A 20,839-nucleotide genomic window follows, 5' to 3' on the forward strand; every position below is an offset into this window, starting at 1 on the left:
TAACCAACCTGCTATGAACTTCATATCAAGGACGGGGGTGTATATATGGCATTATGGACGATGATTCTCCGCAAGGTGGTTAATAATAAGTGGCTGCAGCTGAACTTGTGGTTCGGTCTGACTGTATGTGTGGCTCTATTCTGCTCGATGCCCCTTTATTCTGATGCCATCCTGCAGCGGACGTTGCTGAGGGAGCTCCAGCAGCTTCAAGAGAGGGAAGCTGTATTTCCTGGATATGTAGGAATTAGTACGACCGTCTCCTCCAAGACGACGGACGAGAAGACGAGAAGCCAGATCGCCGAGGCCGATCAATTCGTACAATTGATACCCGAGCGGTTGGGAATGGAAGCAAGAGCGTTCTACCAACAAAGATTTACATCAAAAATGAAAATATACGGGGCGGACGCGTCGGAGCAAGAGAAGAAAGTGCTGAATGCGACAGGCGGCTTTAGGACGCTGACGGACATGGAACATCGGGTTCTTCTTATTGAGGGACGGATGCCCGTCGATCGAACGGACGGCGTCTACGAGGCGCTCGTTACAGAACGCTTCTTGCTGTCGACGAAGAGGGAGCTCGGAGAAGAACTGATCGCCGAAGTGATGACAGGGGATCGTGCACGCTTCCGTGTAATCCCTGTTGGACTTATTGTAACCGATCCGAATGCGGAGCCATATTTGCCTTTTGTTGCAGAAGAGGTCGTTGACGGATTCATGATTCCATTCGAGACGTTCGAGCGCGAGTTTGTACAAGGAGGTAAAGCGGCAATCGCTTTCCTAGAATGGCGTTATGCTATGGAATATGAGCAGTTGAACGTTGAGTTTATCGATCAGCTCGTTAAGGCGGATACCGAGATTCGACGTTTTTTCCAAGGTTATATCGGCATTGCCGAGGTCGAAATTCCGGCAACGCCGACAGCGGCATCATATCATGCGACGGAGAGTCAACTGACCGTTATGATGTTGGCGTTGTATACGCCCGTCATGCTAATGCTCTCCTTCTATTTATATATGGTTGCAAACCTGATTATTAATCAGCAGAAGACGGAGATATCCGTGCTGCGCAGCCGAGGAGCAAGCCGTACGCAGCTGATGACGGCTTATACCGTAGAAGGCTTGCTTCTTGGCCTCAGTGCACTTGCGATCGGACCGTTTCTTGGCGTGAAATTCACACAATTGCTGGGCGCTTCCAGCGGCTTTCTGGAGTTCGTCCAGCGTTCGGCGCTTGAGATCAGCTTGAGCAGCAAGTCTTACAAGATTGGAGCGGTTGCCGTTGGTGCGGCGCTTCTGCTGATCCTGATTCCGGCATTTATGGCTACTCGCGTCAGCATCGTTAGCCACAAGCAGGAGATGGCTCGAGGAGCTAAGCTCTCGTTCTGGTACAAGAGCGGAATTGATATTATTTTGGTCGGATTGGCCATCTATTTACTGATTAACTTCAATAAACGAATGGACGATTTGCAGCGGCTTGCGCTCGATGCCAATGTCTTGCAGGTTGATCCTCTGCTGTTCTTCATGCCCGCAATGTTCGCGCTTGGCGGGGGGCTATTGGCGCTTCGCGTCTATCCATGGTTCATTCGGTTCTTATATTGGGCTGGTCGCAGATGGTGGCCGCCGTCGCTTTACCATTCGCTTGTGCAGATCAGTCGCTCATCTGGCCAATATTTGACGATCAAGGTGTTTCTAATTATGACTGTAGCGACAGGGTTGTTCAGTGCCAATGCAGCGCGGACAATTAACGATAATATGGAAAGTAAAATTCAATATGCTATCGGCGCGGATATCACGGTGAAGGCCAAGTGGGAAACCTACGAGTCCGATTCCGGAGGTCAAGCAAGTCTGGCACCGAATTCGAAGCAAATGAAGTACATTGAGCCGCCCATCCAGCCGATGAGAGAGCTGGATGGCGTGGAATCGGCAGCCAAAGTGTTCAGGAAGGAAGACGCGTTTTTCGTAGAAACGAATAACAAGAGCTCTGGCGTTATGACGATAATCGGCATCGACACGTTGGATTACGGCAAGACGGTCTGGATGAAAGACGGATTGCTTGATTCTCACATTAACAACTATCTTAATCTTATTGCGCCAGACCCGATGGCGGTGCTCGTCTCTCGTTCCATTGCCGAGGAGCACGGCGTAAAGCCGGGCGATAATATTCGGGTTTATTGGCAGGGACAATCCCAAGCCGTGTTCACTGTATATGGCATTATCGACTATTGGCCGACATGGAATCCTCTACCTTCCGAAAGGTCGTTTGGAGACAAGGAGACGGAGAAACCTCATCTGATCGTTGGACATCTGGGTACAATTCAGAATCGAATTGGATTCGAGCCATACGAGGTATGGTATAAGCTGAAGGCCGGCATTTCCAGCTCGCATATCTACGATCAGCTTGCGGAGAAAGGAATTCCGCTTGTGAGTGTCCGTGACGCAAAGCAGGAATTGATACAGTCCGCGAACGCTCCGCTGCGGATGGCAATGAACGGCGTTATGACGCTTGGTTTTGCCGTTGCGATGCTCATCTGCTTCTTCGGCTTCTTGATCTTCTGGGTACTGACCTTATCCGGACGCACGCTTCAATACGGAGTGCTGCAGGCAATGGGCATTCCGTTCCACCAGGTATTCAGCATGCTTGTCAGCGAGCAGGCGCTCACCTCGGGAGCCGCAATCATTATCGGCGTCTATATCGGCAACTTGACGAGCGATCTATACGTTCCACTGTTCGAAATGTCTTTCGCAACAACGGAGCAAGTGCCGCCGTTCCAAATCGTGCGCAAGCTTGGAGATTATGTGCAGCTCTATGGCATCGTTGGGCTCACGATTGGCATCGGCTTGTCGATTCTCGTCTACCGGTTGTCGCGTACGCGAATTAGCCAAGCGCTTAAGCTGGGAGAGGAATAATAGGCCAACATGAAAACACGCCAGAACCGGCGTGTTTTTTGCATTCTATCGGCAATCGGGTTCCGATTTGTGCCTCGTTTTTTTCATCAAGTAAAGATTGGGTAACATTATAAAGGATTGGCTCTTGATTTTTTGGTGATCAATCATGGAGAATAATAAACATGCATGATTAATTCGTTGTCGAGAAATGGGGTTGTCATCTTGCGGAAGCGAATATGGAATAAGGCTGCGCTTATGCTCGCCGTATTCATGTTTATGCAGACGCTTACGGCGTGCGAAGAAAATAAGGAATCAGCAGAGAAGCCTGATACCGAAGTTACGGAACAATCGATGTATACGGATTTAGGCTTAACCAAATATAATCCACCGATCGAAATTTCGCTCGTACGGGAAATAGACGAAGACTTTACGGATTTGATAGCCAATTTTCCGGGGGAGACACTCGATAACAATCGGTGGAGCCAGCTCTACGAGGATGTGCTTGGCATTCGTGTTAAGTACGAATGGATTGCCAAAAGGGATCTCTATCAACAAAAATTAGGATCTGCATTAGCATCGGGCAACATACCCGATATCGTCAGAGTGAATGCGCAGCAGTTGCGGCAATTGGCAAACGAAGGACTCATGCAGGATTTAACCAGCGTGTACGAGCAGTATGCAGCGCCGTTCACCAAGGATGTGCTGAACCAGGAAGGGACGGGGCCGTTTGAGGCGGCAACGATTGACGGGAAGCTGATGGCGATACCAGAAACGTCGGCATCGATCGAAGGTGCCCAATATTTATGGATACGGACCGATTGGCTGAAGCGGCTCGCTTTAAAGCCGCCAGAGACGATGAATGATTTGCTCGCAATTTCGAAAGCGTTTACAGAAAAAGATCCCGACGGAAACGGCAAAAACGACACGTACGGGCTGGCGCTAACGCAATATTTGTGGGATCCCGTTATGGGGGCTTTGGATTTTATGGCCGGTTACGGCGCTTACCCAAACATTTGGCTGGAGGATGATACGGGCAAGCTTATGAATGGAGCCGTTCAGCCGGAAGTGAAAAAGGCGCTAGCCGTTCTTCAGCAGATGTACCGCGATGGACAAATTGATCCGGAATTTGCGTTAAAGGACGGCCGTAAAGAGAAGGCGATGATCTCGGAAGGGAAAATCGGCATGATGTTCGGAGAGCAATGGGGTTCATTCTTGGTTCAAGCAAGCTACGAGAAGGATGCCGATGCGGACTGGCAGCCATTCCCTATTGTGTCGGATAGCGGCCAGAAGCCCAAAGTACCGCTTCGCTTTGCGACTACGCAGTTTCTAGCCGTCAAAAAAGGGGTAGAGCACCCCGAAGCGATCGTGAAAATGATCAATTTGCATCTAGAGAAAAATTGGGGCGTTACAGCGGAATACGAAACCTACTACAGCACTCCGTATCCAGCATGGCAGCTCTCGCCCTTTACTCCCGCCCCATTGCTCAAAAATTACGAGGCTTTTCTGCAGCTGGATGAATTCCGGACAACGGGAGACGAAGCGGTGCTGCATGATGAGGCTAAAGCGATCAAAAAAAATATCGATGCGTATTTGACTAAAAACAACGTAACCGGCTGGGGGTGGGAACGTACTTACGGGCCCAAGGGGGCGTTCTCCATCTTCAGGGATTATGAAAAAAACAATCAGCTGCTCTACGAGAAGTTCGTCGGCGTTCCGACGCAAGCGATTATCGAGAAGCAATCCATATTGGACGATTTGAAGCATAAAACATATATGAACATTATTCTCGGACGGCCTATCGAGGAATTTGACCGCTTCGTCGAAGAATGGCATCGATTAGGCGGATCGCAGATGACGGCTGAGGTAAACGAGTGGTATACCAAGAAAGACGGTACATCCTAGATAAGAAGTAGGTTCTCTCATGGCGTTCCTTTAGTATTACTTGTTCCCTCCATAGATAAAGCTGCTTGCGAGGAGTTGTGTAAGATTGCTTAAGATACCCGTCAATTCCATGCGCCATGCTTTGTTTTTAAGGCTTGTTATCATGCATCTCGTCGTTATTTTGCCTATTATCTTACTTGGCGTTTATTTATATAACTGGAGCTACACCAACGCGAGCCAGGACATTTCCAGAAACACCTTGGCGCAGCTGTCATCGTATCTTGAGGACATGAACCGCGAGGTGGAATGGCTGGAGGTTCAGCAATTCGATATGCTGCAGGAAGGAGAGCTTACGAAAGTCGCGGTAACGTGGGATATGATGGACAGCGTCGAGAAGAAGGAGAGCATGGACTACTTGGTTCATCGGCTGACCTCCATTAAGAACAGCAGCGCTTATATGAAGGATATATATGTTCATATCCCCTCCATCGGCAAAACGCTCTCATTCGGCAATGCCGTTCACGATCTCGAGCAAGGAAGGTATGATCAAATCCGTGCCGTGTCGGAACGAAACGGGGCGAAGCGTCTCATCAGGCAGGGAGATTCACTTCACCTAAGCGCCTCCAAGTTCGGGGGAAGGAAGGGGGAAGAGCCGCTTTATATCGTGCAGATCGAGCTCGATACGGCGAAGCTGAAGGAATCGTTAAATCAACTGAGCGTTTATGCTGAGAGCGGTTCTTTTTTGATCGCCGATGAGGTGGATTTTACGCTGCTTGGCAACGACAATTCTAGCGTTATTTTGGACAAATATTTGCAAACAACTCGTCTTTCGAAAGAAAGTTCCCTGCTATTGAAAGTAAATGGACAAACGTATCATGTCGACAAAGCCAATTCACCGGAATTAGGGCTTTCGGTCGTCACGTATTTGCCGGAGGAGACGGTCAAAAGGCCGCTTAATAAGTTTAATCTATGGGCTTGGCTGTTCACGGGCACGTCGATTCTCGCTATAGTTGTTTATTCCCTCTCGACATACAGGCTCGTTCATCGGCCGCTGCTGCTGCTTGTTCAGAGCTTCCGCAGAATGGAAGGCGGCACGCTGGATATTCAGATCGATCACGAGAAGAAGGACGAGTTCGGTTATTTATATGATCGTTTTAATCACATGCTGAACAAATTGCAGACGCTGATCGATCAGGATTTTAAGCAGAAGCTGATGATGCAGAAGGCTGAGCTGAAGCAGCTGCAGTCACAGATTAACCCGCATTTCCTGTACAATAGCTTCTTTATCCTTAATTCGCTTGCCAAAACGGGCGATACGGATCGTATCGAGCTTTTTACAAATATGCTGGGCGAATATTTCAGATTCATTACGCGCAACGGGGAGGATAATGTTTACCTTTCGGAGGAAATCAAGCATGCAAGGATGTATACCGAGATCCAGAAGCTTAGGTTTTCTAGACGCATAAGCGTACAGTTCGACGAGCTGCCGAAGGAAATGGAGCGCATACGTGTACCAAGGCTTATCGTTCAGCCGATTATCGAGAACGCGTATGAACATAGTCTTGAGAAAATGTCGGAGGAGGGCTTTCTGCGCATCTTCTTTGTACGGAATGAGCAGGAGTCCATGATTGTCGTCGAAGACAACGGAAGCCGGATCGACGACGCTCTAGTCGACGCTTTGAACGGTCAAATGGCAAATAACGGGGAAGCGCATGAAATGACAGGGATCATTAATATCCACCGTCGGATTATACTGACCTATGGCGAAGGCAGCGGCTTGTTTCTATCAAGAAGTGAGTTAGGTGGCTTGCGAGTCGAAATACGCATAAATTCAAAGGAGGCGGATGGGGATGCACCGGCTGCTAATCGTCGATGACGAGGAAATTATAACCGACGGACTTTATGAGGTGTTGAGCAAGCTCATTCCGGATCAATTGGACGTTTGCAAGGCGTATTCGGCTAAGGAAGCTTTGGAATGGATGTCGCGAACGCGCATCGATATTGTAATGACTGATATCGCCATGCCGGGCAAGAACGGACTGGAGTTGTCGGAAGAAATATTGACGTATTGGCCGAGATGCAAGGTCATTTTTCTTACGGGACATAGCGAATTCGATTTTGCTTACCGGGCATTTCAAATGCCGGATGTCCGTTATTTGCTGAAGACAGAAGGGTATGCGAAAGTGACGGAAGCCGTCCGGGGGGCCTTGCTCGATATTCAGCGAAGCACGGTCGAGAACATGTTGCTTGAGCAATCACGTGAGCAGAAGTATGCATACGAGTTCATGGCGCAAGGCGATTATATGAGGCAACTGCTGCATGAGAGCGATTCGCTCTGTTCGGAGCAGAAGGAGCTCATGGAGGAATTCGGCCATTTGAATATCGGACTGGACCCAACGAAAACTGTCATGCTCGTGCTTGCTAGGTTGTCGTACCCGTCCGGTATGACGTATACGGAGAGGAGCAAGCTGCTTGCTTCGGCCAGGACGATATGGGATTCCTTGCTGAAGGACCATGTGAAGAGCATCGGAATTGTCGATCGGCATGGTGACCTTATGTGGTTCATACAGACTGGAAGTGAAAGCGGTGGGAAACCAGCCGGCGACTTCGCATGTTATATCGAGGGGGTACTCGAGCTTATCCAAGAAGCCTGCCTCTCCTCTCTTAAACTGGAAATCACGTTGACAATAAGCGGAGCAAGCTGCGATTGGACGGCCGTCACCCAGCAATATGAGAGACTGCGCCGACTGCAGCAGCTTAGGATCGGAACTGGCATTGGCATGATTCTAAGGGACCATGACGAGAATATGGACGGATTTTCGGGGAAAGAAGCATTCGTACCGAGCCGTAAAGTAGAGATTATGGCTGCACATTTGGAGGCTGGCCGCGCGGAAGAGTTTTATTCTGATTGGGAGCAATTGTCGAGAGTGGCGCTGCTTCACAACGAGCAAGCACAGCGATCCATCGAAGCTTATTATTCGGTTGCTCTGATACTCTACTCGTGCTTGAACAAGCTGGGGCTGCAAAGCCGCCTTGATGATCACGGGAAGCTGATGCGACTGGACTGCCATGCCTCGATGAAGGAGGGGTTCGAGTATTTGAAGCAAACCGCGGAAGCGATTTTCCGATATAAGCAGAGCGATGAGCGGGACAGAACCTCGCAAGTTATTGACCGAATCTGCCAGTACATCGACGACCATCTGAGGGAGGACCTTTCTTTGGTAAGGCTTGCGGAAATCCACTACTTCAATCCATCCTATCTGTCGCGTTTCTTCAAGCAGGAACGAGGCATTAATCTATCTGAATATATCGACACCTGCAGAGCAAGAAAAGCGAAGGAACTGCTGCATGACAACGATTTGAAGGTAAGAGAGGTTGCCGTATCAGTCGGGTATGAAGCCGCTCATTCGTTCACGCGTTTCTTCAAGAAGGTGACGGGTATGACGCCCCAAGAGTATCGCGATTCACTCAACGTATAGATGAATTCCAATGAACAAGGCGAAAGGATAAGGTTTCTCTTATCCTTTCGCCTTGTTTATTGTTTCTGCGCGCAGCCGGTTGTTGCAGTACTACAATTTGAAGGGTAAAAAAATATGATTCGTCAGGTTGTGGATGTATCTTGAAGACGATAAATTGATGTAACGAGAGGCCGAGCAATGCCGCGGATCGCAATCGAAGTCTTATATAACTCGGAATGAATCGAGCCACGCCGCCAAATGACGGCGACAGCCGTTTCACCTTGTGAAATTGTTTAATAAATACGGTAGTTGCCGCTTAATGCCAGCAGACTGAAGAAATACAGGCAATTATCGTAATAGCGCCGCTCGCCGGTACGGAGGGGCGTGTCCCAGAACAAGCGGACAAAATAGGCGGAATCGGGTCCGTCCGCAGCGAGAGAAGCCATTGCATTCGTGGCGAGAAGGCCGATCGGATGGAGCGCCGGTTCCTCAAATGGTTTGCCTTCGATTGTATAGCGACGATAGTCGGAAACATCGATGTTGCGGAAGAACGCCTGGATGCGATTACTCTGATCGATTTGCCATGGGTCCTTGCGGAACCATTCATAGTCAAGTCCGATATTCGCCGCTACGCGGTAAGCGTCACTGAAGAAATGCCGAAAGTCGCCGTGCCGCTGAGGTACCGCAGGCGTTCCGTCATAGTTCGCGTATTCGGGGGAGAGTCCCGTTTCCGGATGGCAGGCGGCATGCAGGTAAGCGCGACTCGCTTCTGCGGCATCTCTCCAGAACGGCCTGTCCTGTTCATCGGCATGAATCGCGAACAATTCATAGAAGTGCGGGAGATGATAGGAGGGATCGCTAAACGGCGATTCAGGTATGAATTTAATCAGCTTAGTTGCTGGATCCCACATCGGGTCGCCTTCGCCGTTCTCTCCCTGATGGATGCATGCGCGCAGAATTGTTTTAGCTTGCTCGGAATAATCAAACGGCACTGGCCCGTTACCCCAGCGGTTCGAGGCGAAAATTAAGGCCATGGCGAAAAACTCTTCCCCGTCGGGTGCTGGACCTTGTGAAATACGAGAGCCGTCTGGCTTGCAATGCCACGCGAAGTAATGCTTGTAACGCCCGTCCTTATGCTGCATGAACGTCTTCGCATAGTTCCATAGTCTGTCGAATTCATCTTTTTTGTTCATTTGCACCGCCATCATCATGCCGTAAGACATGCCTTCTGAGCGTACATCCAGATTGCCGGTATCTAGAAGATACCCTTTGTCGTCGCCCAAAGGGTAATAGATGCGCATTTCAGGGTTGCCATAGAACAGCTCGTTCCAAGCCTGCTCGAGCTTGCTTTCGATTTCCTGAAAGGAATACCCAAGTTCCTTGAATAGATTTCTGTAGCTGCCTGTATGGAAAGCACCTTGGTTTGAGTCTGACATTGTCGCAACCTCCACAGTACATTTTTTTGAACATATCATAACATGGTCGATGCTTAAGGAATTATAGCGTTTACTTTAAAAAATATAGCACTTTTCAATTTTCGAAGAGAGAGGGCTGCCTCATGCATAGCGTTATTATTGTCGACGACGAACTATTTTTCCGCAAAGACTTTATAGGAATGATAGATTGGGAGGGCAACGGTTATCAAGTGATCGGTGAAGCGGCTGATGGCAAGGACGCGCTTGCCATGATTAGAGACAAAAAACCCGATCTTGTCATCACTGATATCCGAATGCCCGTACTCGACGGTCTTGCCTTAATCCAAGCTGCGGAGGAGGAGAAGCTCGATACCGAGTTCGTTATTATAAGCAGGCATACCGATTTCTGTTATGCGCAGCAGGCCGTTCGTTTGGGCGTATTGGATTATGTGCTTAAGCCTATCGACGAAGATGACTTTGTTTATGCACTTGTGAAGCTGCACGACAAGCTGGAGAGGAAAAAACAGCTTCAAGTGCGTAAACGCATGCTGAAGAACCAGAAGCAGATCGAAACTTTGATCAGGGGAGAATCGACGGGGAAGGCGAAAGAGGAAAGCATAGTGCTGGAAATGGCGATCGGATCAGAGGCGTTTACATACACGCTAATTGAGCTGAATAACGTTCATCCTTGGAGCGGAAGGAAGTTTCCGTTAAAGGAGAAAATTCGGGCAGACATTCGGGATGCGATACAGCAAATCGTCCCAAGAGCGTCAGAGCCGTTTATATCCGAGCACGGAAGAACCTATGGGTTGATCGTTCCCTCAATGTATCTTGCTGGCGTTGGAGGAAGCATAAAGACGTTTATGGAGCTTTTATTAATGCGGCTCGAAGATCGCTGTGGGCTTCCGTATCGCGCCTACGCGGGAACAACGGTCAAGCAATTGGATAAGATCAAGGAATCGTATACAAGCGCCAAAAAAGCAGTAACTAGCAAGTATTACAGAAGCGCCGAGTGTTTCATTGCATATAGCGAAGTGAAAGAAACAACATTAGTTTACGGACAATTAGACGGCGACCTATGTCGGAAGTTGGTAGAGGCAGTCGAGGAGAATGATTCATATGAAATCAGACTGGTCGTTAATCGGATATTTTCTGAATTTCGCGAGAAACGTTTCTCGCCCGAGGCGATTCAAACAAGCATCGTACACTGCGTGTTATTGATTTGTATATCGATTAGAAGCATGGAAGGCGATGAAACCGAGCTGACGTCCTTTGAACCAATTATTAATTGGTATGATTACAATGTCACGTTAGACGAGATCATACGGCTGCTTAACGCTTTCGTTTTCGAAGCAAGCGATTTGATCAACATGCTATACAGAACCTACGGGAAGGGGAGAATTCACAAAATCAAAACGTACATCGACCAAAATTACAGCAAAAATATTAGTTTGAAAATCATTGCTGGTCAATTTTATTTGAATCCGGCTTATTTAGGACAGCTCTTCAAAAAAAAATACGGTGTGTACTTTAATGAATACCTGCAGCAGCTTAGAATCACAGAGGCGAAAAAATTGTTGAGGATTAAGGACTTTCGCATATACGAGGTGGCAGAGCGTGTCGGATTTAACAATTCCGATTATTTCATCACTCAATTCGAGAAGCTGGAGCAAATGTCACCTTCCGAATATCGAAATAAATGGAACCTGCAATAAGACCGAAGGCTGTTAGTTGGCGGTGCTGCTCGAATTGCTATTTCGCTTCGTGATCGGATTCATCTGCATAACAACTAGAAATAGACGGGTAATGACTGAGAATTTGGCGGGTTGTTCCTTGCCGAGGTTAACCTTACTATGTTCAATAATAGGGAAAGAGGTGAAAGCTTTTTGACAAGCAAGAAGCGCTTTGGAATCATTGCCGCCTTTGCAGTGACCGCCACAGCGATATTCCTTCTCAGCCAATTGCAGGCTAACCGGAATGAATCGGAGCAGCGGCCTGATGTGAAGCTGTCGGCTTATCTGAAGGAAGAGACGGTAGAGCTTAGCAAGAAGAGGGATAGCACATATGAAGTGGATTTACTCATGGATGATTTCCCGATCGGGGCTGAGGTTGTACAAATTCGCGCCTTGCTTCACATTCCGGTTGCATTCGAAGTCGGTTCGATCGTTCTGAACCTCAATAATGTTTTGGCGGCAAATGTCGCCTTAAAGCCTTCCGATGAAGGGCTGGAGCTTTGGATCAGCAATGACGACGGTTCCAAGGTTTCATTCACGAATCTTGACGGCAGCAAAGCGCTGGCTACGATTACATTAAAACAAAAGCGGGAGTTGATTGTGAAAATGAAAGATGAATTGAAGGTAAGCAGTCTGGAAATCTTGGAGTCCAATCATAATAACACGGCATATGACGTTAACCAGGCAACCTCGAAGCTGAGCTATGAGCCGCCTGCCAGCGCGGTTGGGAAGCTTCCGCAGAACGGCAATCCGATCGTATCCCATAAATTCGGCGCAGATCCTTATGCTCTCGTATATAATGGCCGTGTTTATATTTACAATACCTACGACGTACTAGAATACGACTCCGCTGGAGAGGTGAAGGATAACTCTTACGGATCAATCAAGCGGCTGTCGATCGTTTCCTCCTCGGACTTAATGAACTGGACGGATCATGGTTTCGTAGTTGCCGCTGGTCCCGAAGGGGAGGCGAAGTGGGCGACGCAATCCTGGGCGCCGGCAGCGGCGCATAAGGTGATTGACGGCAAGGATAAGTTCTTCCTTTACTTTGCGAATAACGCCAGTGGCATTGGCGTGCTCACGAGCGACAGCCCGACGGGACCTTGGATCGATCCGATCGGCAAGCCGTTAATTGCGAGATCGGCGCCGGCCGCAGAAGGCGTGACATGGCTGTTCGATCCGGCGGTGCTGGTCGATGATGACGGCAAGGCGTACATCTACTTTGGCGGGGGTATCCCAGAGGGCAAAGAGGAGAAGCCGGATACGGCTCGCGTTATGCAGCTAGGGGACGACATGATCAGCGTCGTCGGCGAAGCCGCTGTCATTCCTGCGCCATTCATGTTCGAGGATGCCGGCATCAATAAAGCAGGCGGTACTTATTATTACACATACTGCTCGAATTTTTACGGCGGCACTCGTTCAGAAGGAAGCCCGCCTGCAGGGGAAATCGCTTACATGATAAGCGATCATCCTATGGGGCCGTGGACATACCAAGGCACCATTCTGAAAAATCCCGGCCACTTCTTCGGCGTGGGCGGCAATAATCACCATGCGATGTTCCAATTCCAGGACGAATGGTACATTGCGTATCACGCGCAGACATTATCAAAGGCGATGGGTGTACCGAAAGGCTATCGATCGACGCATTTGAACAAAGTGAGCTTCGGCGCGGACGGCTCGATTCTAGAAATTGAAGCGGATTTGAAAGGTGTACCGCAGCTCGATAAGCTTAACCCGTTCGTGCGAGTGGAGGCGGGAACGCTTGCTTGGAGCGCAGGCATTGATGCGTTGCCGCATAAGATGGACGTTAACGGAACGACGGTAGAAGAGGTTGCAATCGGAGCTATTCACAACGGCGATTGGACAGCTGTGTCAGGCGTGGACTTCGGCGCCGGCGCCTCTACGTTTTCGGCGTTCATAGCAGGCGGAAGCGAGGCTGCCGTCATAGAGCTTCGTTTGGACAGTCCGGATGGCGATTTGATAGGTTCGCTTGCTGTTCCACAGGCTGATGACGGATCGACAGGCTGGACAGAAGTAAATACGGTGGTTGAAGGCTCCGTAGGCATTCACGATCTGTATTTTGTGTTCAAAGGCAAGGCCGATACGGATTTGTTCACCTTTCGTGCATGGCAGTTTTCTAAATAATTGAAAAGGTTACCCTTAATGAAATCGATTCATCTTACTTGAACAGAAAAAGACTTGCAGCCTCTTCGCTGCGAGTCTTTTCTTTGATGTAAAGCAGAGGTTTTGTTGTTAGTGGAGTTCCTATATTGGTTGAACTAAAGAAATACAGTTTAAGCGAAGCGAGAAGATCGTTCTGGAGAAACGCAGTGTTCGCCTTTGTAGCCGGATTTTTACCTTTAAATGTCTTAGTCAATCAAAAAATTTGGTTACAACCGCGATCGTAAGAATGATCTTCTCGTGCAGCGACCAAAACGAGAAACTTTAGTTCAACTTATATAGTTCAATTGAAAAGAGGCCTTAGCTTGCGATTTAGGGTTCAATTTGTTGTTTTTTAGTTGTTAATCGAGACCAAAGCTATCGTTTATAGGGTAAACGAACAAGAAATGAACAGGTACTTCTACAGAAATGAAAGCGTTAAAATAAATAGTAATAACGGGGAAAAATGAGGAGGTTAGCGGTATTGGCGAAGTTAGAATTGCCGGGAGAAGCAATCGGCGGGATGATTCTGAAGGCGGTCGGCCTTAAGCGTGTATTCGGTAGAGGCAGTGGCGCCGTCACCGCGTTATCGGATGTTCATTTGGCTATACCAGCCGGATCAATGGTTGCGCTTAAGGGCAGGTCCGGTTCAGGCAAGACGACTTTGCTGAATATGCTCAGCGCGCTTGACGAGCCAACGGAAGGGCAAGTGTTTTTCCGAGACAGAGAAATTACGCGTATGCCCGGAAAAGAGAGAAGTGCTCTGAGGCGCAAAGAAATCGGCCTCGTCTTCCAGTCATTTGGACTTATTCCGCTCATGAATGCATACGAGAATGTGGAATTCGGCCTGCGCGTTGCGGGCACGCCGTTTAAGGGCAATCGGGAGGCGGCGGAACGGGCATTGGAGCAGGTTGGGATGAAGGAAAGAATGAAGCACCGACCGGCCGAGCTCTCAGGAGGAGAGCAGCAGCGCGTGGCGATCGCAAGGGCAATTGCCCACGAGCCTGTGCTGCTCATCGCGGACGAGCCGACGGCGGAGCTCGATAGCCGAATGGGCTTTCAAGTGATGAGAGTATTCCGGGAGCTCGTTAATCGTTCTGGTATGACGGTCGTTCTGACCACGCATGACCCGGGCATTATGGAGCTTGTCGATCATGTCATTTCATTGGAGGATGGAAGAATTGTATCGCAAACGAACATCGAATAAGGGAGGCGGACTGCTGCTTTCAGGCGTGCGCCGATCGGCAGTGGCGTTGGCATTGATGCTAGCGCTGTCCGGCTGCGGCCTTCTCCCTGCAGAGCAGTCTGCTTTGCAGCCGCCGCTTGTTCAGCCGGCGCAGGAGCAATTGGATATCGTAGAAGCAAGCCGCGGATCGATTCAGACATATCTGAAAGGAACGGCTCATTTCGTTTCCTCGAGCGCGGAGAACTTGTCATTCAAGGAATCGGGAGGCCGGCTCAAAGCAATCAAGGTAAGCGCCGGGCAGGAAGTTCACGCTGGCGATCTGCTCGTGGAGCAGGAAACCGGTGATCTTGAGCTTCAGGTTAGCCTTCAACAGCTTAACGTGGAACGAGCAGAGCTGCTGTTCAAGCAAGCATATCTTGACGGCGCGTCGACCACTGACTTGCGTTTGCGCGAAATCGATCTCGAACGCGAGAAAATATCGCTTCAGTCGATGGAGAAGCGTCTTGCAAAATCACGTCTTTATGCGACCCTATCGGGAACGGTGACGTTCGTGGAGACGTTGAATGCGGGCGACTTTGTGAACGCCTACCAGGCTATCGTATCGATCGCGGATACGTCCCGCATTCAGCTTACGTATGTTGCCGCAGACATGAAGGAGGTACAGCCGGTCGAAGCAGGAATGCCGGTCAATTTGAAATATAAGGGAAAGGCGTATACAGGCAAAGTGCTGCAATCGCCTTCCACTGTGCCTATCGGAACGGACGGATCCAAAGCAGAGCGCAATGCTGTAACGCTCTACATGAGCATGGATAAGGCCCCGGCAGGCATCCAAATCGGAGATAGCGCCGAGCTGACGATCGAGCTTCAGAAGCGCGAGAACGTCATCATCCTGCCTCGCTCGGCCATTCGTTCTTACATGGGGCGCTATTACGTACAGGTGGCGGAAGGCGAGCGACGCAAGGAGGTCGACGTAGAGGTGGGGCTGATAACGCCGACGGAGGCCGAAATCATTAAGGGACTCGAGGAAGGCCAGAAGGTCATCTTGAACAACTAACTAACAATGAAGACCGGATACAGCAATGTATCCGGCGCTGGGATGGGGTGTACGTATGGCCTTATGGACGATGATCCTTCGAAAGATGGCAAACAACAAGTGGCTGCAGTTGAACCTTTGGATCGGCCTTACTGTGTGCGTGGCTTTGTTCAGCTCCATGCCGCTTTACTCCGAAGCCATATTGCAGCAGACGCTGCAGAAGGAGCTTCAATCGGTGCAGCTTCAAGAAGGCGTGTATCCGGGATATATCCGCATCGGAACGACAGTATCCTCGTCGATCGTGGACGAGAAGACAGTAGAGGCCATCAGGCGGGCTGACCGATTCGTGCAAACGATACCGGGAAGAGCGGGACTCGAAGCTTTATCCGCTTATCAACAACGCTTCACGCAGCGAATGAAGGTGTACGGAGCTGATGCTACGGATCAGGAGAAGCAGTCGCAAAAGGCGGCGGGCAGCATCAAGTCGCTATCCGGTCTTGAGAAGCGCGTTCGCCTGATCGACGGCGTGATGCCAGCCGTACGCACGGACGGCATTTACGAGGCTCTCGTTACGCAGAAGTTCCTTATTGCGACGAAGCGTGATCTCGGGGATGAATTGATCGCGGAAGCGCCGGACAAAATGAAGTTCCGCTTTATCGCGGTAGGGATCATGGAGACGGATCCGACTGCTGATCCTTATTTGCCTTATCTCGCTTCAGAGGACAGCGATGGTTTTATTATTCCATTCGATCAATTCGAGAGCGATTTTATAATAGGAGGCAAGACGAAGCTCGCGAGCCTCGATTGGCGCGTGGCGCTTGATTACGAGAATTTAACGATCGATTCGATTGATGCATTCGTACAGGCCGACAAGGACATCAGGCGATATTTCCGTGGTCGCATCGGCGTCGACGAGGTCAACATTCCTGCCATTTCGACAGTGGATGCTTATCAAGGCAAACAAGAGAAGCTTGATGTCATGATGCTGTCTCTTTATTCGCCGGTCATGCTGATGCTCGCCTTCTATCTCTATATGGCGGCCAATCTCATTATTGAACGGCAGAAGACGGAGATTTCCGTCCTGCGCAGCAGAGGGGCAAGTCGTCTGCAGATTATGACGGCCTATACGTTCGAGAGCCTATTTCTTGGCGTTAGCGCACTTGCGGTTGGTCCTTTTCTCGGCATTCTGTTCACTAAAGTATTAGGCGCCTCGAACGGTTTCCTAGAGTTCGTCGATCGTTCGGCCCTTGAGGTCAGTTTGACCAGCAGCGCTTACTTGATGTCGGGTGCAGCGGTAGCTGCCGCATTGGTTTTGACTCTCATACCGGCTTTCATGGCAACCAGAGTCAGTATCGTCAGTCATAAGCAGCAGAATGCCCGCCATAACAAGCTGACGTTTTGGCATAAGACCGGACTTGATTTTATCCTCGTCGGCGTTGCTATGTATTTGCTCTATAATTTCAACAAACGGCAGGAGGATTTGCAGCGGTTAGGGCTTGATTCGGATGCTTTCCAGCTCGATCCGATGCTGTTTCTGATGCCTTCGCTTTTTGCTCTCGGGGGCGGCTTGCTGCTGCTGCGGGTTTATCCGTGGTTCATACGTCTAATCTATTGGGCAGGCCGCAGATGGTGGTCGCCAGCGCTGTACAACACGCTAATACAGATTAGCCGATCGTCCGGTCAATATCAGACGATCAAGCTGTTTCTAATCATGACCGTTGCGACAGGACTCTTTAGCGCGAATGCGGCCCGAACCATAAACGACAACATGGAGAGCAAGATTCAGTATGCCATCGGAGCGGATATGTCGATTATGACCCGCTGGGAAAGCGATGCGCGTCCCTCAACCTATATGTCGTCGGCTCCTCAAACGCTGTCCGAGTCGACCTCGTCCAGCTCGAGCCGGGTTAATTACATCGAACCACCGTTTCAGCCGTTCGAAGAGTTGGAAGGCATTGAGGCGAGCGCTAAAGTATTTAAGAAAGAAAATGCGCGCTTCGTCACGCCTGCCAGCGGGGCAAGCGGATCGACGACGCTCTTTGGCATCGACACGATGAACTTCGGCCAGACGACATGGATGAAGGATGGACTGCTTGACTATCCCATTAACGGCTACCTGAATCTCCTCGCGCCTAATACGAAGGCGGTATTGATCTCTCGTTCAATCGCGAAGAAGGCAAAAGCAAAGCCAGGCGACACCATCAGCTTGTCCTGGGACGGGCTCGATCAGGCGCAATTCGTCGTCTATGGCATTATCGACTACTGGCCAAGCTGGAATCCGCTTCCTACGGGCAGCAAGGATAATGAAAAAGCGGTTCAACCCAATTTGATCGTGGGCCATCTCGGAACAATTCAGAAGAGACTTGCTGTAGAGCCATACGAAGTATGGCTGAAACTGAAGGACGGCGTTACAAGCCAATTCGTCTACGACCAACTAGCAGAGAAGAAGCTGCGAATCATCCAGCTTCAGGATGCCACGCAAGAGCTGATTGAATCGAAAAACGATCCGTTCAGACTCGCAATCAATGGCGTTATGACACTCGGATTCGTTATCTCCATGCTCATCAGCTTTTTCGGCTTCTTGCTGTTCTGGGTGCTCACGCTGTCAGGCAGAACACTTCAATACGGCGTGCTCGGGGCAATGGGTATTCGGTTTGGACAAATTATCGGCATGCTCGTCAGCGAGCAATTGCTGACTTCGGGAGCGGCAGTTGTTCTGGGTGTTTTCATCGGCAATTCGATAAGCGAGCTATTCGTACCGCTCTTCGAGATGTCCTTCGCAACGAAGGATCAAGTACCGCCTTTTGAAATGATTCAGCAGCTCAGTGATTATTTGCAGCTGTACAGCATCGTCGGCATTACGCTGACCCTGGGTTTGCTTATTCTCGGTTACCGCTTGTCGAGAATCCGGATTGCACAAGCACTCAAGCTTGGAGAGGAGTAAAGGATGATTAGAAGTGAAGGACTCGTCAAAATTTACAAAATGGCGGATCTTGAGGTGTTCGCTCTGCAAGGTCTGGATCTACAGGTCGAGGCCGGCGAGCTAATGGCGATTATCGGCAATTCAGGCAGCGGCAAGTCGACGCTCCTGAACATGCTGGGGGGACTTGACAAGCCGTCGGCCGGCAAGCTTTATGTGGACGGCAAAGACCTGCTGAAGTTCGGAGAAAAGGAACTGGTAGCCTATAAGCGGGATACAGTCGGTTTTGTATGGCAGAACAATGCGCGTAATCTTATTCCTTATTTAACGGCGCTGGCTAATGTGGAGCTTCCGATGCTGCTTCGCGGCAAGCGCCGGCGGGCACGGGCTATGGAACTGCTGGAGGCGGTAGGACTTGGCCACCGGATGAAGAACAGGCTGAATGAGCTGTCTGGCGGTGAGCAGCAGAGGGTGGCGATCGCGATCGCGCTTGCCAACGATCCGAAGCTGCTGCTCGCCGATGAGCCAACAGGATCCCTTGATACGAACACATCGAATCAAGTACTCGATTTGTTCCGAGCGCTTAATCGATCGATCGGAATTACGATCGTAATTGTAACGCATGATCCGGAACTGGCTCGCAAGGTGGATCGGGTCGTCCAGATTCGGGATGGCAAAACGTCGGCAGAGATGATCCGCAAAGTCTCGTACGCTGATGAGCTGGCCATGTTGGATGCCGAAAGCGCTATGTTGGAGGCGGAGAGCCACACGGAATATGCGGTGCTGGATAAAGCGGGTCGCCTGCAAATTCCTTCCGGTTTCCTAGACACGGAAGGATTCAAAGAAATCAACAAGGTGCGGGTAGAAATGGAGGATGGCCGCATTGTCCTGTATCCGCGTTAGGAACGCACGGAAAGTTAACGTAGCGGCAATCTTAAAGATTATGACGTGATTGGGAAACCTCCTATGCGAAAAGCAAAAACCTCATTTCCCGCTATTAGGCGAGGATGAGGTTTTTTTGCTAGAAATGTCAGTCGATACTGCTACGCAAAAATGTAAGCGGTTACGCGATAATGGAAAACATCTTACGATATTCGTTAGCACTTACACCGGTATACGCTTTGAACTTCTTATAGAACCAATCCATCTCCGAATATCCGATCTCATTCGCGATTTCGTACACCTTCATGTCCGTATTCTCAAGCAGCAGCTTTGCTTTCTCCATGCGCTGTTGCAGCAAATATTCATTGAAGGTCATATTTTCCTGATACTTGAATTTTTGACCTAAATACGAGCAATTGAAATGCAGACTGTTGGAAATTTGCTTCAAGGTAATATTTTGATGCAGCGATTCATCGACATATTCCTTGACCCTCTCGATGATATTAGGCTGAAGCTGGGCATCATTTTCCACAGGCGTCCATGATAGCGCTTTATTTTTATCGTTTACACAATCAAGCTCGCCTTTGACGGTCATAAGACATGAAGTCAACTCGACAGAAGAAACAGGATCTGGCAAATAATCATTTACTTGGTAATAGAGAGCCTTTCTGGCAAGCTGGAAGTCGTTGCTTCCGCCTATCAAGACGAGCGGTACGCGGCTCTTCCGGCGAATGTAATCACAAAGAAACAAGGCGTCATGGTGAGAGCCGTTCATGCCGACCAGGATGAGCGAAAAATAGTTTCGATCGAGAAATTCGATAGCGTCCGCAGAGCTGTTCGCATAAGCGTCCAATTCAAATCCAATTCCATTCCACTCTGGCATATGTTGCAACATCTCCATCGACGATGTGGAGTCATAGTCGACAAGCAGCACTTTATACACGATGGTTACCTCCCAATTGCATTTGCTTGAGCGTAAACGTCTACCGCCGTCTTTGGCTGTAAAAGCTAACGTTTCGCTGTGAAATATAAGCACAGTAAATCAACAGATGCTTTACATTCTTATACTTGTACTTAGGGGTTTCCCTGACGGGAGATAAGTCTACGCTTTAATTATGTAAATTGGGGGCAGTGGATACAACGTGCTTTTCTTTGCATTGCCCACAGGTTTTTACTTGTTGAAAAAAAACCGGCTTTTGGCGAAAGTAAATGATTTCCAATCTAGAATATGACAGGTAATAAACCTGATATTCAACAGGTTGTTGCTTGCCTTATGAAAGCGCTACACTTTCGA

Annotated in this window: 12 protein-coding genes; 10 read left to right on the plus strand and 2 right to left on the minus strand. The window is 49.4% G+C overall.

Annotation, left to right across the window (positions count from 1 at the left end; all coding sequences use genetic code 11):
- The first annotated feature begins 45 nt into the window (after positions 1-45).
- From AC1DOV_RS13295 to AC1DOV_RS13310, 4 genes are all read left to right on the plus strand, one after another.
- Positions 46-2,898 carry an ABC transporter permease gene (locus AC1DOV_RS13295; RefSeq protein WP_477550180.1) on the plus strand — a complete coding sequence of 951 codons (2,853 nt, stop codon included), beginning with the start codon at positions 46-48 and terminating at the stop codon, positions 2,896-2,898.
- 165 nt (positions 2,899-3,063) lie between these two features.
- Complete coding sequence (locus tag AC1DOV_RS13300; protein ID WP_477550181.1) at positions 3,064-4,779, plus strand: extracellular solute-binding protein; 1,716 nt, start codon at positions 3,064-3,066, stop codon at positions 4,777-4,779.
- Between the two features lie 85 nt (positions 4,780-4,864).
- Entirely contained in the window at positions 4,865-6,634 is a 1,770-nt protein-coding gene (locus AC1DOV_RS13305; protein WP_441880477.1) for a sensor histidine kinase, read from the plus strand.
- Positions 6,609-8,237 (plus strand): response regulator transcription factor, encoded by a 1,629-nt coding sequence (locus AC1DOV_RS13310; RefSeq protein WP_477550182.1) that lies wholly within the window; start codon positions 6,609-6,611, stop codon positions 8,235-8,237. Before AC1DOV_RS13305 ends, AC1DOV_RS13310 begins: the two co-directional genes overlap by 26 nt.
- Positions 8,238-8,509: 272 nt before the next feature.
- Here AC1DOV_RS13310 and AC1DOV_RS13315 read toward each other — a convergent pair whose 3' ends face one another.
- Entirely contained in the window at positions 8,510-9,652 is a 1,143-nt protein-coding gene (locus tag AC1DOV_RS13315) for a family 8 glycosyl hydrolase (RefSeq protein WP_477550183.1), read from the minus strand.
- Between the two features lie 122 nt (positions 9,653-9,774).
- On the opposite strand from AC1DOV_RS13315, the gene AC1DOV_RS13320 reads away from it, so the two are divergent.
- The 6 genes from AC1DOV_RS13320 (at position 9,775) to AC1DOV_RS13345 (ending at position 19,566) form a co-directional block, all read left to right on the plus strand.
- Complete coding sequence (locus tag AC1DOV_RS13320) at positions 9,775-11,346, plus strand: response regulator transcription factor (RefSeq protein WP_477550184.1); 1,572 nt, start codon at positions 9,775-9,777, stop codon at positions 11,344-11,346.
- A gap of 171 nt (positions 11,347-11,517) precedes the next feature.
- Positions 11,518-13,509: a glycoside hydrolase family 43 protein gene (locus AC1DOV_RS13325; RefSeq protein ID WP_477550185.1), complete on the plus strand. Its 1,992-nt coding sequence runs from the start codon at positions 11,518-11,520 to the stop codon at positions 13,507-13,509.
- Between the two features lie 538 nt (positions 13,510-14,047).
- Entirely contained in the window at positions 14,048-14,731 is a 684-nt protein-coding gene (locus AC1DOV_RS13330; RefSeq protein WP_441880612.1) for an ABC transporter ATP-binding protein, read from the plus strand.
- Positions 14,679-15,764: an efflux RND transporter periplasmic adaptor subunit gene (locus AC1DOV_RS13335; protein WP_477550186.1), complete on the plus strand. Its 1,086-nt coding sequence runs from the start codon at positions 14,679-14,681 to the stop codon at positions 15,762-15,764. Before AC1DOV_RS13330 ends, AC1DOV_RS13335 begins: the two co-directional genes overlap by 53 nt.
- Before the next feature lie 55 nt (positions 15,765-15,819).
- Positions 15,820-18,687, plus strand: coding sequence for an ABC transporter permease (locus tag AC1DOV_RS13340; RefSeq protein WP_477550187.1), 2,868 nt, complete (start codon positions 15,820-15,822; stop codon positions 18,685-18,687).
- Between the two features lie 3 nt (positions 18,688-18,690).
- Positions 18,691-19,566 (plus strand): ABC transporter ATP-binding protein, encoded by an 876-nt coding sequence (locus tag AC1DOV_RS13345; protein WP_430060255.1) that lies wholly within the window; start codon positions 18,691-18,693, stop codon positions 19,564-19,566.
- A 160-nt stretch (positions 19,567-19,726) separates the two neighbouring features.
- Here AC1DOV_RS13345 and AC1DOV_RS13350 read toward each other — a convergent pair whose 3' ends face one another.
- Positions 19,727-20,488 carry a response regulator transcription factor gene (locus AC1DOV_RS13350; protein WP_477508880.1) on the minus strand — a complete coding sequence of 254 codons (762 nt, stop codon included), beginning with the start codon at positions 20,486-20,488 and terminating at the stop codon, positions 19,727-19,729.
- Between the last annotated feature and the right edge of the window lie 351 nt (positions 20,489-20,839).

This window comes from Paenibacillus sp. 01T47, from assembly GCF_056398245.1.

Coding starts and splice junctions, on each gene's coding strand:
- AC1DOV_RS13295 (WP_477550180.1), top strand. CDS start 46: ATGGCATTATGGACGATGATTCTCCGCAAGGTGGTTAATAATAAGTGG.
- AC1DOV_RS13300 (WP_477550181.1), top strand. CDS start 3,064: ATGATTAATTCGTTGTCGAGAAATGGGGTTGTCATCTTGCGGAAGCGA.
- AC1DOV_RS13310 (WP_477550182.1), top strand. CDS start 6,609: ATGCACCGGCTGCTAATCGTCGATGACGAGGAAATTATAACCGACGGA.
- AC1DOV_RS13315 (WP_477550183.1), bottom strand. CDS start 9,652: ATGTCAGACTCAAACCAAGGTGCTTTCCATACAGGCAGCTACAGAAAT.
- AC1DOV_RS13320 (WP_477550184.1), top strand. CDS start 9,775: ATGCATAGCGTTATTATTGTCGACGACGAACTATTTTTCCGCAAAGAC.
- AC1DOV_RS13330 (WP_441880612.1), top strand. CDS start 14,048: ATGATTCTGAAGGCGGTCGGCCTTAAGCGTGTATTCGGTAGAGGCAGT.
- AC1DOV_RS13335 (WP_477550186.1), top strand. CDS start 14,679: ATGTCATTTCATTGGAGGATGGAAGAATTGTATCGCAAACGAACATCG.
- AC1DOV_RS13340 (WP_477550187.1), top strand. CDS start 15,820: ATGGCCTTATGGACGATGATCCTTCGAAAGATGGCAAACAACAAGTGG.
- AC1DOV_RS13345 (WP_430060255.1), top strand. CDS start 18,691: ATGATTAGAAGTGAAGGACTCGTCAAAATTTACAAAATGGCGGATCTT.